Annotated in this window: 6 protein-coding genes and 1 pseudogene; 3 read left to right on the top strand and 4 right to left on the bottom strand. The window is 65.7% G+C overall.

Annotated features, from left to right (window positions below; all coding sequences use genetic code 11):
* The first annotated feature begins 4 nt into the window (after positions 1–4).
* From QSK15_RS22460 to QSK15_RS22470, 3 genes are read left to right on the top strand one after another with little or no spacing between them, the layout of a single operon-like run.
* Complete coding sequence (locus tag QSK15_RS22460) at positions 5–5,011, top strand: Eco57I restriction-modification methylase domain-containing protein (RefSeq protein WP_285796134.1); 5,007 nt, start codon at positions 5–7, stop codon at positions 5,009–5,011.
* A complete protein-coding gene (locus QSK15_RS22465) occupies positions 5,008–11,577 on the top strand; it encodes a DEAD/DEAH box helicase (protein WP_285796135.1) in 6,570 nt (2,189 codons plus the stop codon). The genes QSK15_RS22460 and QSK15_RS22465 overlap by 4 nt, the downstream gene beginning before the upstream one ends.
* On the top strand, positions 11,570–13,732 hold the full coding sequence (locus QSK15_RS22470; protein ID WP_285796136.1) for a UvrD-helicase domain-containing protein: 2,163 nt from the start codon (positions 11,570–11,572) through the stop codon (positions 13,730–13,732). The genes QSK15_RS22465 and QSK15_RS22470 overlap by 8 nt, the downstream gene beginning before the upstream one ends.
* 212 nt (positions 13,733–13,944) lie before the next feature.
* Here the strand turns inward: QSK15_RS22470 and QSK15_RS22475 are convergent.
* From QSK15_RS22475 to QSK15_RS22490, 4 genes and pseudogenes are all read right to left on the bottom strand, one after another.
* A pseudogene (locus QSK15_RS22475) lies at positions 13,945–14,348 on the bottom strand (HAD hydrolase-like protein).
* Between the two features lie 281 nt (positions 14,349–14,629).
* Positions 14,630–15,193 (bottom strand): helix-turn-helix domain-containing protein, encoded by a 564-nt coding sequence (locus QSK15_RS22480; RefSeq protein ID WP_285796137.1) that lies wholly within the window; start codon positions 15,191–15,193, stop codon positions 14,630–14,632.
* A gap of 22 nt (positions 15,194–15,215) precedes the next feature.
* Positions 15,216–16,061 (bottom strand): hypothetical protein, encoded by an 846-nt coding sequence (locus tag QSK15_RS22485; protein WP_285796138.1) that lies wholly within the window; start codon positions 16,059–16,061, stop codon positions 15,216–15,218.
* A 155-nt stretch (positions 16,062–16,216) separates the two neighbouring features.
* Positions 16,217–17,599: an SAVED domain-containing protein gene (locus QSK15_RS22490; RefSeq protein WP_285796139.1), complete on the bottom strand. Its 1,383-nt coding sequence runs from the start codon at positions 17,597–17,599 to the stop codon at positions 16,217–16,219.
* Between the last annotated feature and the right edge of the window lie 46 nt (positions 17,600–17,645).

Raw genomic sequence — 17,645 nt, forward strand, 5'->3', positions numbered from 1 at the left:
AGGCATGGCCTGGACGTCGATCACCAACTACGGCGAGTACATCTCCGAGCACTACCTCACCTCGCTTCTCAAGGGCGACCTTGAGGACCTGCGCAGGCGATGGAAAAGCGCCGAAGAGCCACGACCCAGCTCCGCAGCCGGGGTCAAAGGGCTGGGCCAGCGGTTCTTCACTGAGCGCACCCGCATCACCGAACGGCTCCTGACCACCAACCCGGTAGAGGATCTCGCCGTCCGCGCTGCCGGCGCCCCTGACGGTCAGACCGCCGCCCGCATTGCCGCACTGACCGACCCACGCATCGTCGACCAGGTCCGTGCGCTCAACGACATGGTTTTGTCCGCGCTCGCATACCACGGCCCGGGTGACGACCAAACCGGGCCCGCCTGGCTGCGCCGGACGACGCTGGAGGTGGTGCACCTCGACCAGCACCGGAAGGTGCCCGTCGCCCTGGCTGTTCCCACCGCTGGCATGGCCGGCGGGCTGGATCTGGTGGCGCTGGACGCGACCTGGGCTGACACATGCGAAGGTGTCGTCGACACCGACGGCGGCAGCCTTCTTCTCGCCCCGATCGTTCTTGACCGGGACGAAAAGATCGCGCACGCGGGCAAGGCAATCGAGTTTCTGTTCGCGTCCGACGACCCGCCCCGGTATGTCCTGCTGCTCGCCGGCAACGTGGTGCTGCTGGCCGACCGTGCCGCGTGGCCACGGCAGTATCTGGCGGTCGACCTCACCCAGGCCCTGCACACCAAGGACGACACACAAGGCGGTGAGCTGGAAACCATCGCCGCGCTGTTTGGCGCCGAGTCGCTTCTGCCCCACGACGGCCAGAGCGCCCTGGCCGACCTGGTCGACACCGGCCGCAAGCACGCCGTTAGCGTCTCCAAGGAGCTACGGGAAGCGTTGCGCCAGTCCGTCGAGTTAATCGCCCAGGAAATCCTCGACCGAATCAACGAGCAAACGGCAGACCCCGACGACCTGGGAGACAACCTCGCCCGCCGGCTCACCGAACAGTCTCTGCGCTACCTCTATCGCATCCTGTTCCTGCTTTACGCCGAGGCCCGGCCCGAGTTGGGCATCCTGCCCAGCCGCGATGAGGCGTACCAGTCCGGGTACGGCCTCGGACGGCTGGCCGAGACCGTCAGTTACGAACTGCCGGAGGAGGCCGAAGGCGGGCACTACTTCCACGAGTGTCTGGACCTGCTGTTCCGGCTGGTCGACCGGGGTCACCGGGCCCGCACGCCCGACGAGGAGGAGATGGTTGACGACGATGGCGTCCCTGTCGCCGTGGACCGCGCCGGCATCCGATTTGAGGCGCTCAAGTCGGACCTGTTCGATCCAGCACGCACGGACCTGATCGGCGAGCGGGTCCGGGTCGGTCCCCGCACTGTCGACACGCGGCTGCGGAACAGGTGCTTGTGGCGCGTGCTGAACCTGCTCACTCTGACTCCGGAGCCCGGCCGCCGCGCCGGTCGAAGCCGCGGCGGGCGTCGAGGCCGAGGTGGGCAGCGGGGGTTCATCTCCTACGCCCAACTCGGCATCAACCAGCTCGGCGCCGTATACGAGGGCCTCATGTCCTACACCGGGTTCTTCGCCCCCGAGGACGTGTACGAGGTCGCCAAGACGGTCAAGGCCAGCGGCACCACGCTCGATGCAGATGCGAAGGAGTACGCCGATCCGTCCAAGGGCACCTGGATCGTGCCGGTCAACCGAGCGCGCGACTACGACGAGAAGTACTTTGTGCTCCGGCCGGATCCGGTCACCGGGGAACTGGAGCCGGTCAAGCACGACAAGAATTCGTTCGTCTATCGACTGTCAGGCCGTGAGCGACAGCGCTCAGCGTCCTATTACACCCCGGAGGTCCTCACCCAGTGCACAGTTCGGCACGCTCTCGCTGAGCTGTTGACCGACGACATGACCGCCCGCGACATCCTTGGGCTGACCGTCTGTGAGCCGGCGCTGGGCTCAGGCGCATTCCTCAACGAGGCCATCAACCAGCTCGCCGACGCATATCTCGACCGCGCACAGCGCGAACGCGGCCAGAAGTTGCTACCCGACCAAATGGAGCTTGAGCGGCAGAGGGTCAAAGCGTACCTGGCCTTGCACAACTGCTACGGCGTAGACCTCAACCCTACGGCAGTCGAGCTGGCGGAGGTGTCCGTCTGGCTCAATGTCATGCATGAAGGACTGCAGGCACCCTGGTTCGGTCTTCATCTGCGTCCCGGCAACTCCCTGATTGGCGCCCGTCGCGCCGTCTATTCCGCCGACCTGCTAAAGCGTGGCGCCTGGCGCACCACACCACCGAACGACCGGCCGATGACGTGCGATGTCGGTGGTCAGCTCGTCAACCCAATCGCCGACGACGAGATCCACCACTTTCTCCTGCCCGCGCAGGGCTGGGGTGCCGTCGTAGACGCACCGCAGGCCAGGGAACTTGCCCCGGACGAGCGAGCCGCACTCATGAAGTGGCGCCAGCAGATTCGTGCGCTCCCCTCCGACAAGAAGACACGTGACCGGTTGCTCGCCCTCGCCCAGCGGGTGGAGCGGCTGTGGGAGCTCACCCGCAAGCGGATCGCCATCTCCGAGCAGGAGATTCGCCGACACATCGGCGTTTGGGGCGTCGACCAGGACCAGCCGCTGCTTCAACCGGCATCTGGCGTGGTCAGCCGTGACGAGATCGTCAAGGCTCTGCACGAGGACCGCGAGTCCCCGTACAACCGGCTGAAGATCGTGATGGACGCTTGGTGTGCGGTGTGGTTCTGGCCGGTCGGCCAGGGAACCGACATCACGCCACCTGCCTTGGACGAGTGGCTCGACTTCTGCGAGGCCGTCCTCGGAACCCATCCCACCAAGGCCAAGATGGAGAACAAGAAAGGCGCTTCCCGCGCTGGCCTCGATGACCTGCTGGGCATGTTCGGGGCGGACCGCGGCTTCGCCGAGCTTGCGACCGAGGATGCCCTCGACCGCTCCATCGCCCAATGCATGCCGATCGACCGGGTTGCCATCGACCGCCGATTCGAGTGGTGGTCGGTGCTCGCCGACATTGCCGACCGCGAAGGCTTTTTCCACTGGGAGCTCGAGTTCGCCCAGATCTTCGCCAAGGGCGGCTTTGACCTCCAAGTCGGCAACCCGCCCTGGGTCCGCCTAGACTGGCAGGACGAGCCAGTTCTTGCAGAGCAGGAACCGTGGCTTATGCTCCAAGATGATATTCCAGAAACGGAACTAAGCAGCCGCCGAGGCACTTTGCTCAACGCCCCCTTTGTCTGCCGCTCGTACCTTTCCGATCTCAGTTCATGGGCAGGCTTGAGCGCACACCTCGGGTCATCCGTCGATCATCCGCTACTTTCTGGAATTAGAACTAACCTTTACATCAATTTCATGGAAAGGTGCTGGAGAAGTTCCACCAAGGCGGGAACGGCGGCCTTGATTCATCAGGAACAGCATCTCGTCGATCCTTCAGGTGGGCCACTTCGAGCGGAAACATATGCGCGGCTGAAGCGACGGTTCCAGTTTGGGAACAACATCCTACTCTTCGAGGATGTCGACAACAATCGAAACTTCAGCGTAAACGTCTACGGTGAAGCTGGAGATATCTCGTTTATTCAAATGGCAAGGCTGGTCCATCCGTCAGTCATTGAGCCATCATTGGATCACGACGGCTCCGGCGAAGTGCCCGGTGTCCAGTATCCGTCCGGCGGGTGGGATCAGCGACCTCATGCAGCTCGTGTAGTTAAGGTAACGAAAGAAACCCTCGCGGGATGGGCGGCCTTCGGGGATGCTGACGGAACCCCGCCCGAGCGAGCTCGGGGACTTCGCCCCGTAACGGTCGATGACGACCGAGCTATTCGGACGATCGGAACTTACCCGGTCCGCCTATCGACATTTCACCACTTCTTTTCTCAAGGGCTTAACGAAAAGCTGACTAAGAGAAATGGGGTGATGCGGCCATGGTCCGGTGTTCCCGAAAGTTGGGCCGATGCCATTCTGCAAGGTCCGCACTTCACGACAGCAACACCGTACGCCAAGAATCCCAACGAGAACTGTCGCAGCAACAAGGACTATTCCGACTGGAGCTTGGTCGATCTACCTGATGCAGTGATTCCGCGAACGAATTACGTTCGTGCGTCTACAGAGGAGCGGTTCCACGCGGCGCAGCGGCTATGGAAAGATCGGCCGGCCACCGACTATTGGCGGCTCGCTTGGCGCCGTCGCACGGTTTCCGGAACAGAGCGCACCCACCACGCCGCACTTCTATTTCCTGGCCCGACGCATGTTGACGCCGTCCATACCCTTGCGATGGACACTAATCGCAGGACTGCCATCCTTGCCGGGGTGTGGGCTTCACTTGCACTCGACTTCATCTGTAAGGTTTCTGGTAAGGGTGACATTCGAGTCGACCTAGCGGCACAGTTTCCGGCACCGGTGGATCATCCGCTGGCGAAGCCTTTGCTGCTGCGCACTCTCCGGCTCAACTGCTTGACCCGTGATTACTCACCGCTGTGGGCGGAGCTGTTCGACGACGCGTGGCTGGCGGACCGGTGGGCGGACCTCACGCTGGAGCGCACCCCCCTCGGCGCCGTCGGGCCGGGATGGTCGATGGCAACTCCGCTGCGGACCGACTACGACCGGCGGTTGGCGTTGGTAGAGATCGATGCACTCGTTGCGATCATGCTTGGACTGACGGCCGAGCAGCTGTGCGCGATGTACCGCTCCCAGTTCGCTGTGTTGCGCAAGTACGAGTGGGAAATGTTCTTCGCCCCGGACGGCCACAAAATCGGTGCGGAGACACACAACCGCGGTGTCCGGCAGACCGCCGAAGAGACGGAGATCGTCAAGGCGTGGAAGAAGGCACGAACCAACCCGAGCGCGTCCGAGCCGATGATCCCCGACGGGTGGGTCAAGCCAGATCGGGAGAGGGAAATGACGCAGGCGTACGAGGAATTCCAGCGGCGGCTCGTGGCCGGCGAGTATCCGGAGCTACCGACTGAGACGTTGGCGACGAAGGGTACGCCATGATTCCTTCGCTCGCCGTCGAGGACCTCAAGGGCAGCCTAGTCCAGTATCTGACCACAGCGTTTGCCCTCGCCGACGACGATGTGCACGACGTGCTGGAGGCGTTCCTCACTGACGAGCACACCGGCGTGTTCCGTGGCCCCTACCTGAGGGTCCGGCCGGGCTTCAGGCCAGCGACCGGGCGGTACCGATCCCTGCTCGACTGGTGGCCGGAGGGATTCGAACCGTTCCTCCACCAAGAGCGGGCGTGGGCACGACTGTCTTCGAAGGGGCAGCATCCGAGGCCGACGATCGTCACGACGGGTACCGGTTCCGGCAAAACCGAGGCATTCCTGGTGCCAATCCTGGACCACTGCCGGCGGGCGCGGGCGGCCGGGCAGCACGGGGTGAAGGCGCTGTTGCTGTATCCGATGAACGCGCTGGCCGACGACCAGGCCCGCCGCATAGATGAACTGCTCCGGGAGGAGTCTTCCCTTGCCGAGGTGACGGCCGGCATCTACATCGGCGGTGACCACCGGCGCGAAGGGGACGACGAGAATCCCGGTTCGTACGCTCGGGACCTCGGTTCGTCGGCGCTAACCGACGACAATTCGGTGACGCGGATCATGCGGGACCGCGACGAGATCCGGGACAATCCGCCGGATATCCTGCTGACCAACTACAAGATGCTGGATCTGTTGCTCCAGCGTCCGCCAGACATGCCGCTGTGGCAGGGCGGAGCGCTGCGGTATGTCGTACTGGATGAGTTCCACACCTACGACGGCGCGCAAGGCACCGATGTGGCGATGCTTTTGCGCCGGCTCGGGGCGGCGACCAAGCTGAACGAGAAGGAGAGGCCACTAGGGCCGATCACACCTGTTGCTACGTCAGCGACGTTGGCAAGCGATGTGGCCGCCGATGCGGGGTTGGCGGAGCACTCGGCCGAGGCCGACCTGGACCGGCTGCTCAAGTTCGCCGCAGACGTGTTCGGCTGCCCGATCGACCAAGATGCGCTCGTGGTTGAGGACCGGCTCACCTCGGGCGAGTTTTGTCCAGACATTCAGTTTGAACTGCCGTTCCCTACGCCGGAGGTGCTTGCCTCCATTGGTGACCCTCTCGGCGATCCGGACGCCCTCGATGAGGTAGCCCGTGCCACTGTGGGCATCGACGCGCGGGATTCGGTGGCCTTGGGCGAGCGGCTGCGCCAACACATCCTCGTTAAGGCTCTGCTGGAGTCGATGGGGCAGGTGCCGCTGACCGTGCCACAAATCGCCAAGCCGTTCGCGGTACACGGGGGCGGGCCCGCGTGGGCGCCGTCCCGGGCAGATATGCCCAAGCCGTCGTTCGCCCCGGCGCTGATGCGGCTGCTGGCTCTGGTGTCGACGGCGAGGATCCGTGACGACTACGGCCGGCTACGTCCGTTTCTTCGGGTTGAGGCGCAGCTGTGGGTACGGGAGATCCGTCGGGTGATCCGAGCGGCCACGTATGAGCCGCACTTCCGCTGGTTCGACGACGACGGACCGACGGGTGACAGCCAAGCCAACCGGCTCAATCTGGCGGTGTATAAGCCGCGTGGACACGACGCCGCTGCCGAGGACCCGGATACCGACTCTTCGGCCGCGCCACCCGCTGCTCTGCGCTGCCACCTACCCGCGGTGTACTGCCGGCACTGCGGCCAGTCGGGATGGGCGGCGCTGTCGAAGGACGCGGCGTTGGACTGGCAAGAGCTAAAGACCCGGCCGTTGGAGATCTACCGGGCAGCGGGGCGGCGCGACAGTCGGATCCGGTGGATGCTGCGTGCACGTGACCATGATCCGCAGGTTCTGCATTTAGATGCCGAGGGGCGGTTGCTTCTCCCTAGTCCGACAGACCGCACCGTTCCCGTTATTACCGTGAACGGTGCTGTGCCCTCTGGCAACGACGACACCTGCCCGGCGTGCGGCCTTGACGACGGGATGCGATTCCTTGGCGCGGGCACCGCCACCCTCGCCTCGGTGGTGACCACCCAACTCTTCTCCGAGCGGCACCTCCGCGGCGTGGAACGCAAGCTGCTAGCGTTCACCGACGCGGTCCAGGACGCCACCCACCGGGCCGGCTTCATCGCACACCGATCTTTTGGATTTACGTTCCGCGGGCTCTTGTCAGCCAACCTACGTGCCGACGCCCCGGTGGCCGTGCACGACCTGGCGTTGGATTCTGCGGAGTCGGCGGTGACCGGCAGCGTGACAACCTCCGACCAGGAGCGGCTCGCCTCGTTGGTGCCACCGGACCTGCGCGAGCATTCGGAGGTGTTACGGCTGCTGGACGGCGAGCCGGTGGACGCCGCAATCGAGATGCTCCAAGACCGGCTGGTGTTCGCCACCCAGTTGGAGTTCGGACTGCGCTCGCGAATGGGCCGGACGCTGGAGCTGACCCGTACCGCAGCCGTCGAGATCCACATGCCGGACCCCGAGCGGCTGACAGCTCTGCTGGCCGACGCCCACAGGCGCGTGCCAGGCCAGGGGACGCTGCCCACGAATCTACAGAGCTACCTGCGCTACGCGCGGGGCCTGTTGGAGCGCATGCGACTTCGCGGGGCGATTTATCATCCGTGGCTCGACACCTACATACGACAGGCCGGGACCCGGCGCTGGCCGATCTGGGGAGGCCGGCCCTCCGGAATGCCGGCGTTCCCTCAGGGGCTGGCCGCGCCCATATTCGTCAGCGACGGCGGACACGGCGACAGCGAGTTCGACAGCCTGGCGAGGGGGCGGACCGCAACCTGGCTGACCGACTGGGCCTACCGCACCGTGGCGGGCTCGCTGGAGGCGGCGGCCCACCTGAACAGAGCCGCGTTTCGGGTCTTCGCCTCCGAAGGATTGGTCCGCTCCTATCCCACCAACAACGGTGGGCACGTGTACGCGTTGGCGCCGAGCCGACTCCTGGTGTACTCCCTCGTGCACGGCGAAGCGAAGACCGACGTCGCCGACCATGGGGTTCGCTGTTCCGAGTGCACCTGGCGGCAAACGGTGCCGCCCGGCACGGTGGCGGCATGGGAGGGGATGGCGTGCCTGCGCTTCCGCTGCCCCGGACAGTTTGTCCCCGATCTGCGGCCACGAGCCGCCGACGACTTCTACCGCCGGCTGTACGCGCAGGACCGTCCCGGCGACGTGGTCACCGCCGAACACACCGGGGCACTGTCCAAGGCCCGCCGGCAGCGCGTCGAACGCGCCTTCAAGCAGCGCCGGCACCCGTTCGACCCCAACGTCTTGACCTGCACCCCGACTCTGGAGTTGGGCATTGACATCGGTGACCTGTCGGCGGTACTGCTGACTTCGGTGCCACCGGGTCCAGCTCAGTACGCGCAGCGCATCGGCCGGGCCGGGCGAGCCACCGGCAATGCGATGGCGCTGACGTTCGTGCCGCGGCGGGCAGCCCGTAACCACTACTACCTGCACCGGCCCACTGCCATGCTGGCCGGCCGCATCGTGCCGCCAGCCTGCTACCTCGACGCGGTCGAGATCTTGCGCCGGCACTATCTCGCCTGGCTGTTCGACCGGGCGGCAGACGGGTCGCTGTGGGAACGCACCGCCGCGCCGACCCGGCCGATGCCGCGTTGGATCGGCGAGCTGTTCCAAGCCGGCCTAGAGGATGCCGGGGGCTGGCTGCGGCGGCTGCTGGAGGTGGCCGCGGCACGACGGGAGCGGCTAGCGACGGACTTCCTGGCACTGTTTCCCAGCATCGGCGAACCGGCGCGCAAGTCGGTGGTGGCGTTTGCGAAGGGCGACATCGAGGTTGAGGTGGGCAAGGCGGTCGCGGCGTGGCGACGTCGCCGCGAGGAGCTGCAGCAACGGCTCGCCGCCATCAACGCCGCCTTTGACGCAATCCCCATGGACACGACCGATCCGACGCGCCGCGAAGACCGCCGAGCGTTGTTCGCTGAGCTGCGGGCCGTCCGCCGCCGGCTGGATGTCCTGGTGCAAGAGAACTCGATCAACGCGCTGGTGCGGCTCGGCCTACTGCCCAACTACACGCTGCATGACGACCCGACCTGGCTGGATGCGTCTCTGTGGTGGAAAGACGCAGACGGGGATTACCAGGAGCAGCTGTTCGAGTACGGACGTGGCGCAGGGCTGGCCCTGACCGATTTCGCCCCGGGTAACACCTTTCACGCCAACGGGTCGAAGTTCGTCATTGACGGCCTGGACGTTGGCGCCCCACAGCGCCCGGCACACACGCTGTGGCGCTTCTGCCGCGCATGTGGGTACGTGCTCACCGAAGGCACCGACGTGGTGCTGATCGAATGCCCGCGCTGCCGTGACAAGGGCGTCGCCGACGCGGCCGCCTCCGCCCGGCGGGTGCTGGTCCCGGAACGCGCCCGCGCCCGCGAACGCCGCGAGGACGCCCGGGTCACCGACGACCACGAGGAGCGCGAACGCCGCCGATACGAGGTGGTTACCCTGGTGGACATCGACCCCCGACAGCCGCAGGGGTTGCGCGCGTGGCGTAACGCCGACCGGTTCTTCGGGGTCGAGTTTGCCCGGGAAGCGACCATCCGGGACATCAACTTCGGCCCGGACGGTGTGCCCGGCGCGCAGTTCGATGTCGCCGGCGACAAGGTCTCCGCCCCGGGGTTCGCGGTCTGCGAGCACTGCGGAGCAGTGCAGGGCGTCCATCCAGCGGCGTACGACCGGGAAGCCCGCCGGATCGGCACGCGGCACGCACGCTGGTGCCTGCAGCGGGACGCCGGCGTCCTGAAGGAACGCACCGTCCACTTGGTCACCGGGCACGAGTTGCGAACTCAAGCGCTGCGGCTGCTGTTGCCGTTCTCAACCACGCTCGTGCCGAGAAGGTCGGTGTCTTTTCAGGCTGCGCTGATGCTCGGCATCACCAAACATTTCGGCGGTGAGCCCGACCACCTGGCGGCGGTCATGGCCACCATGCCCGGTGACGACCGGGACACCCCACGACGGTTCCTTGTTCTGCACGACACCATGCCCGGCGGTACTGGCTACCTGGAGCACCTGGCCGACCACGACACGATGGAGCGTGTGCTGCGGCTGGCCCTCGACCACATCCAGGCATGCGAGTGCGGTCGCGAGGACCGTCAACCCTGCCACCGCTGCCTGTTGCCCTTTGTCCCTTCCTCAGCACACGAACTGGTCTCCAAGGACACCGCTACGGAGCTGCTGACCGAGATCCTGGAGGGTTGGCAGCCCAAGACGGTGGACACGCTTGCGGACATCAGGATCGACGCGCTGGCCGATAGCGAGCTAGAACGGCTGTTCGTCGAGACGCTGAGGGCCAAGGCAGGCAAAGCCCAGGACGACCCAGCGGCCCGCGACCGGTTCTCGCTGGTTTCCCGGGCCGGCTCGCGGGGCGTGGAGTTCGAGCTGAAGCTCAAGCCCGCCGACGGGCCGGCCGTGCGGTGGCGCATGCGCGACCACGTCGTCCAGGGTGCTGCCGTGCGCAGCGAGCCGGACTATCTCCTCGAATCCGACGACGGCACCAAGGTGGCCATCTTCCTCGACGGCTACGCCTTCCACGCCAGCCCGGACAACAACGAAATCGCCGACGACGCGGCCAAGCGGGGCGCGCTGCGCGATGACGGCACCTGGGTATGGCAGCTGACCTGGGACGACGTCCGGGCCTGGGCCGCGTCTATCGAGCACAACATCAACGCCAATGCGCCGCAGGTACCCCTGGTGAATGACCAGGCACTCGCCAAGGCGCGGGACCACTACTTCAGCACGACGCTAAAATTCGACCCCGCCGCAGGCTCCTTCGACATCGCACTTGCCAACCCGGTGGAAGCCCTGCTGGCGTTCCTGGAACGGCCAAATCCGCAGGTGTGGTCGCGACGCGCGGTGTCGATGTTGGCCGGCCTAGCAAGCACCGGCCGTGTCGGACCGGTCGACCGGCAGGCCGTGGGCCCGATCTTGCCAGCGCTGATCCTCGGTGAGTCTGCCATCCCAGGCGCACCGGCGAACCGAGCCGAGGCGGCCGGGCTGGTCGCCGCCACCACGGCGGGATGTCGCATCGTGGCATTTCGCGACAACCGTCGCGGAGCAGCTGACCGGATGGATCCGATGGCCTGGTCTGTGTTCGCCTATCTGGATGACCAGCCTGAAGCGGTCGCCGGCGGGACCGATCATCGCGCCCGATGGGCACAGTGGCTGATCGCGTCGAACCTGCTGCAGTTCCTGTCCGGCCCCGGCCGCTACTTCGAACAGACCGCGCACTCGCGACTCGCGCTCATCGACATACACCGGATCCCCCTGTTCGCGCCGGCCCCGGCTGCGGCCGAGCCCCCGGCGCTGCCGCAACCCTGGCTCGACGCCATCGATCTGGCCTCGCCAGTCGTCAAGCGGCTACTCACCGCGCTGGCCGAGGCTGGCATGCCACTGCCGCAGATCGGCTACGAGCTCGGCGACGACGCATGGCCGGTGGAGCTTGCCTGGCCAGGCAAGCGGGTCTGCGTTGTCATCGATGACGACTCCGACCGCAACGACGCCTACGCCAACGCTGGATGGCAGGTCCACCGCGCCGACGGCGTCGCTCACTTCGAACTCGCGGAGCTGATCAGAGAGCTGGAGGCCACTCGTGGCTAAGGTCAACGTCCTGTTCGCCGACACCTTCGACAAGGCGTACCAGGCGCTGGACGCTACCATTCAGCGGCGCGTGGTCGACTTCATGCTCAAGCTGCGCCGCGACCCTGATGCCCGCGGCCTCGATCTTAAGCAACCCCACGGCCCCCGCGACAAGCGCGTGTGGACGGCACGGGTCAACGACAACTTCCGCGCCGTGCTGTGGCGCCCCGACTCCGAAACGTTCTACCTGGCAAGCATCAAGCCTCACGATGATGCCTACACCTACGCCGCCCAGACGGTCTGGAACGTCAATAAGGTCACCGGTGGTGTGGAGTTCTACGACCACGGCGCGGTCGAGGAGATCCTCATCCGCAGCGGTGACATCGGCCGGCAGGCTGCCTCGGCCGGGCTGTTCGACCGTGTCTCCGACGCCGACTTCGACAGGCTCGGCGTACCGCCCACGCTAGTGCCGGTTCTGCGCGAGATCCGCACCATAGACGCCGTACTCGGAATCGTTGACTACGCCCCCAAGCTGGCCAGCCAGGTCATCCTGGCGCTGGCCGACGGGGAGACCGCCGAACAGGTGTGGCGAGACATCGTTGCTCCGGCCACCGCTAATGAGGAAATCGATCCTGAGGATGCGGCGGCTGCGGTGGACCGGCCCTCCACTCGGGAAGCGTTCGCGGTCGTCACTGACGACTCGGAGGAGCTGGAGCGCATGCTCCTCAAGCCCATGTCCGAATGGCGGGTTTTCCTGCATCCTCAACAACGGCGCCTGGCCTACCGACCCAAGGCCAAGCCATATAAAGGACCCGTACGGGTCTCCGGCGGACCAGGGACCGGCAAGACCGTCGTCGCGCTTCACCGAGTCAAAGCCCTCGCTGACGCGCTTCCCGCTGGCGGTCGGCCGCAGATCCTGCTCACCACCTACACGAACGCCCTCGCGGACCTGCTCGCGCGACTCCTCGACGACCTCGGCGGACCGCACCTCACCGCCAAGGTGGACATCCTCAACATCGACAAGGTTGTACGGGATGTGTTGCGCCAGGACACCGAGGGGCAGTGGGCCAACGTCGAAATCCTCGGCGATGCGGCTCTAGCCAGCCGCTGGAACGACATCCTCACCGAACTTGCCGCCGACGACAGCTTCGACCGACCCTTCCTCATTAGCGAATGGGAACAGGTCATCCTCGCCCAGAACATCCGCACTCGCGACGAGTACTTCGCCGCGCGCCGTGCAGGCCGCGGCCGGCGCCTAAACCGGGCAGACAGGGCGGCTGTCTGGTCGCTCATGCAAGAGTTCGAACGGCGCCTTGACCGCGACAAGGCCCTCGGCTTCAAACAAGCCGCCGTGCGCGCCGCCGACATCGCCATCGCATGGGATGACACCGCGCGCCCGTACCGCCACATCGTCATCGATGAAGCGCAGGATTTGCACACCGCCCACTGGACCCTGCTACGTGCTCTCGCCCCCAGCGGTCCCGACGACCTGTTCATCGTCGGCGACACCTTCCAGCGCATCTACAACAACCGCGTCGCCCTCAGCTCCCTGGGTATCGAAACGCGCGGCCGATCCCACCGGCTCACCCTCAACTACCGCACGACCCGGCAGATCCTCGCTTCCGCCATTTGCCTCATCGACCCCGAGGGCTACGACGACCTCGACGGCGGCAGCGACACCCTACGCGGCTATCGCTCCATCCTCCGAGGCGGTGAGCCAGAAATCACCGGCTACCCGACACAGGCTGCGGAAATGGCCGCACTAGCCGAGCGGATCCGCCGCTGGAGTAACGGCGGAATCCCACTGGACGACATCGCCGTTATTGCCCGCACCAACGCAGCCGCCTCCACAGCCGTTGACGCACTCCGAGCGGCTGGTGTCGCGGCAGCACCACTCAGATCGTGGCAGACGGTGAACCCCGACGCAGGTGTCCAGACCATGACCATGCATAGGGCCAAAGGGCTCGAGTTCCGCGCCGTGGCCATCGTTGGCGCTGACGCCCGCCACCTGCCCCTCGACGCTGCGGTCACACCCACAGAGGTCGACCATTTAGAGCACCAGCGCGACATCCAGCGTGAACGATCCCTACTCTTCGTCTCGGCTACGCGGGCCCGCGAGGCCCTCGCCATCACCTGGTCGGGACGTCCGAGTCAGTTTCTGCCTCGCCGGACGTGAGATAGGGCCGCGGCCGGGATGAGTATGCAGCGTGCGCCGCTGGGCGCCGAAGTCGGAGCCAAACATTAGGTCCCAACCGTCGTCGGACTCGTATGGCACCGGTCTGGACCGTGTCCGAGCCGTCCGGCCGGCACTCGGCGAAGGCGGCAGGGCGGGCAGCTGGATGAACGGATCGCCGCCGTCACCGCGAGCCGAGCCGCCCTGCCCAGCCGCTAAGCAGCCGACTCGTTGTGCTTGCGCACCAGCTCGGGCAGCTCAGCCAGCGAGTCGAGCCGGATCAGGCAACGCTCGCTGACAATCTTGTCATCGTGGATGTGCCCCCACGGGCCGCGCCGGACCAACGCGATCGCGATCCCGGGCGTCCTGCGCGGGCCGGATGTCGTTGTCCAGCCGGTCCCCGACGTATAGCACCTGATCGGCCGGGCAGCCCGCCTCCGCCACAACGAAGCTTGGACGGAAAACCTGGCGTCTCCCGGTAATCCAAGCCGCGAGGGATCACCCCCGAAGACGGCCGAAAGGTGTGCCGGGGTACACCCAGCCAGTCCGCCCAGGTCCCGTACTCCCGAGACTCGTCGACGATCGTCTCGTCCACATCGAAGAACGCACTCGCGATCACCCTGCGATTGTGCCCTTCTGGCCCAGATTGATCAACGCGGCTGAGGGCTGGCCATATCAGCCGCACCACCCAGTGAACCCGACGACCAGCGCTATTGGGAACCCCGCAAGTCGGGACGGCCTGGAGTGCTCATAGACAACTCCTTGGCTGACGTGACAGAGGAGGATGAGCAGGACAGCGAGCTGCGCCGGGCCCCCGATCTGCCCGCCCCGTAGCTCGGCCGTCCTGCTCGGCCGCCACCACAATCCGCCTTCGGCGCATCGCGGACCCGTCGCGATGATTCATGGGACGGTGTAGATAAACTCCCTGCCCCCTCGGTTGGAGACCGCCGCTTGGCGTCGCAGAACGGCTCCGGCCTCGACCAATCGCTTCAAACGGTTGTTTGCATTTTGCGGAGTGATCGATAGGGCGTCTGCAAGGTCGAGAGCACGCAACTCCCCGAGCCTCAGTACGGCCGCGAACGTTTCCTGGAGAACCTCGGTCCTGCCAACCAGCGTGGCTCCACCACCGTCGTTGGCGACTGCTACAAGATCTCGACGTTCGAGGCATATCGAGACCGCTTCGCGGGTCTCCTCGTTGAGGCCTGACAGCCGGACGCCTGCGGCAATCAGGTCTCCAGCCGCTAGCGAGCTGTACAACCTGCCGAGGAACTCGTCGGCGAAGCTGATCGTCATGGCATCGACACCAGCGAGACAGATGACGACAGCGGTCTCGGCCCCGTTTGCCGCTATCTCGGCTTCGAGGCTCTCGCGAACGGCCCTCGCTCTGCCCCGAGTGGCCAGGAACGTGCCGAACTGCTTCACGGCGAATTCGAGGACAGGATCCATAGTCTTCTCCGGTTTCACTGAAACGATTGAAGCATGCCGACTAGGGGTAGCGCACCCGGAGCCATGCCCAAGTTCCAGTGATGCGGTCCGCCGCCGTGACGTAGTGTCGGCGTTGATCATGCTGGCGCGCGACGATGCTTGCAAGGCCGTTGCCGCTGCGGAGGACGAGACGTGCATACCCACCCGCTTCCGTGACGTTGAAGAGGTCTGCGAGACCGTTGCCCCGCTTGTCCTGGGTACCAGTTACGCCAGGCCGTAGGGCGCGTTCGAGCGCTTCCCGCTCGTCTTGGATGTCGCGGTTCTCCGGATTGCTGCGAAGGTGCTCGAGGATGCCGATGCCGGTATCACAGATGGCGAACTCCATCCCTCGTCGGCCGGTCGTGGCGCCGGTGTACACCTGCGCCGCAGCGAACGCTCCTAGTTCGCTGGCGCCGTGGCTGACGGCGTTGTCGATCAGTTCGCCGATGCTCTGAAACGCCAGACCGCGGATGGCCGGATCGAGATGGGTGAACGCTATGAGACCGATCCGGTCGACCAGCTCCTGTTCGGTAACGGCCGATACTGGCAGCACCTCGAGCAGTGCGTCGGCTCGAGGTGCTCGGCGTTGCTGGGGCACGCTGCCCTGAACGCGACTGCCTTTCGGCAGCCTGGCGAGGACGTCCATCCGCTCAAGGTATGAGCTGGTGGACGGATTATCCGGTGTGATGATGGTGGTGCTGGCACCCTGCGCCTTGGCTGTGTTGGCGAGCGCCGCCATGGCTGCGAGGTCCAGAGGGCTGGCGAACAGAAGGCCGTGCGTGTCGAGGACCAATTCGCCGCCGTGGTCACGATGAACCGGCGTCACGCGACGGAGGAGGGGCCGGCGTCCGACGATCTCGATTCGCATGACTTCCACCTTGCCAAAAGCCCAAGCCACCGACGACCCCGCACACCGGTGCGACCCATTGCTGTCAGCCTTGCCGGCCATGCTTGGTCCCTAGTTTGTCTTCGCGACGATGGCCGCAGACCCCTCGGAGCCTGAGCCGCAGCTGGCCGCTCGGGTCATGCATTGATGGTGAAGGCTGCCTCGTACTGGACGCTGTGTCGGATCTCTTCGTAGACGGTCGTCGGTGCGACGCGGTTCCAGCGGTGGCCGAGCAGGAGTGACAGGCCCATCGGTCCGGCGAGGAACAGGTGGATGCGGGGGTGTCCTTTCGCACTGCGGCGCGCTTGGTCGCGAAGTCCGACTGTGAGGGCGACGGCCGCCGCGGGGGTCGAGATGGCGTTGTCCTTCGCTCCACGGGGTGGTTGGAGGACGACGAGTCGATCGACCGGCACCTGTTGTGTGCGGAGAAAAACGAGGACGTCATCGGTCATCGGCGTGGCGACCTCAACGGCGAGCGCCAGATCTTCACCTATGCCGAGGGAATGTTCGGCCAGGATCGGATGGGTGGCCTGGTCGTAGTCGGCGGCCGATTCCCACAGCTGGCCGCGCTGAGTGACGGCGAGGTCGACGTTCGTCACCATACGGAGGGTCGCACCGATCAAGAAGGCCGTGGCCTGCCGGAGACTGCCGGTTAGCGCGACCTGGGGAACGGCACCGAGATGATGGGGGATGTCTTCGACGTCTGCCTGGAGTTGTTGCCAGGTAAAGGGCGCACGGGGGCGGCGCTTGCTGAAGGCGTCATCACCGTCGAAGCGATCAACCCAGTCTAGGACGTGAACAGCCTGGGTTTTGAGCGGGTCGGGCTTGAGCGTCGCAACTGACAGCACACTCCGTGCGGGCCCCGTGCGCAGCTCCTGGTCCCGAACCGCTGTCTCGATCATCTCGAGGTCGATCTTCCGATGTCCGTAACGGGCTTGTTCGGCGACCCAGTCGGCGCCGCTGCGGACGGCCTGGTGATCCCCTCGGAGTCCATTGACGAGCATCAGAAGAGAGGTGGTTTCCTCAAGGTGTCTGAGGTCGCGAGCGGTGTCGAACTGGAGCACGTTGAGCAGCATCAGGAGTTGCGGCTCGGTGAGGTTGGTGGCTTGTGCCCATGTGGCACGGAGCCGGCCGCGCTCCGACCGTCGGGTTTGCTCGGCGGCTGCGGGCATCAGGAGCATTGTCCGAGCGTCGCGTCCGGCAAGTAGCTGGTCGGCAGGGCTGGATGCCCGGTTGGTGACGAGCGCGAGCTCGACGGGCGCGCCGTCTCGGGTGAGCGCCACCCATGCGTCGGCGACCTTCCGCAGGATTGACGGGCCGCCGTTCTTGCTTGGGCCCGTCAGATACGAGGTATCGAGCGGGCTGCGGCTGTCGACGGTGTATTTGACCTGTTTGTAGGTGTGGGGCGCCTGCTGGCGATAGAGCACGACGTCGTCAAGGTTGCCAGCGTCGTCGACCTCGACGCCGACCGCTACTACGGGGTTCACCTTGCCCTTTGCCTTGTCGTGCAGCGCGGTCACGCAGCCTTGCCACGCTACGAGCCACTGGTAGTAGTCCCCGGTGATA

Origin of the sequence: Micromonospora sp. NBRC 107095 (assembly GCF_030269705.1) — a bacterium.
Lineage (GTDB): Bacteria > Actinomycetota > Actinomycetes > Mycobacteriales > Micromonosporaceae > Micromonospora > Micromonospora parva.

Excerpts from the sequence above, each read along its gene's own strand:
- QSK15_RS22460 (WP_285796134.1), top strand. The coding sequence starts at position 5 with ATGGCCTGGACGTCGATCACCAACTACGGCGAGTACATCTCCGAGCAC.
- QSK15_RS22465 (WP_285796135.1), top strand. The coding sequence starts at position 5,008 with ATGATTCCTTCGCTCGCCGTCGAGGACCTCAAGGGCAGCCTAGTCCAG.
- QSK15_RS22485 (WP_285796138.1), bottom strand. The coding sequence starts at position 16,061 with ATGCGAATCGAGATCGTCGGACGCCGGCCCCTCCTCCGTCGCGTGACG.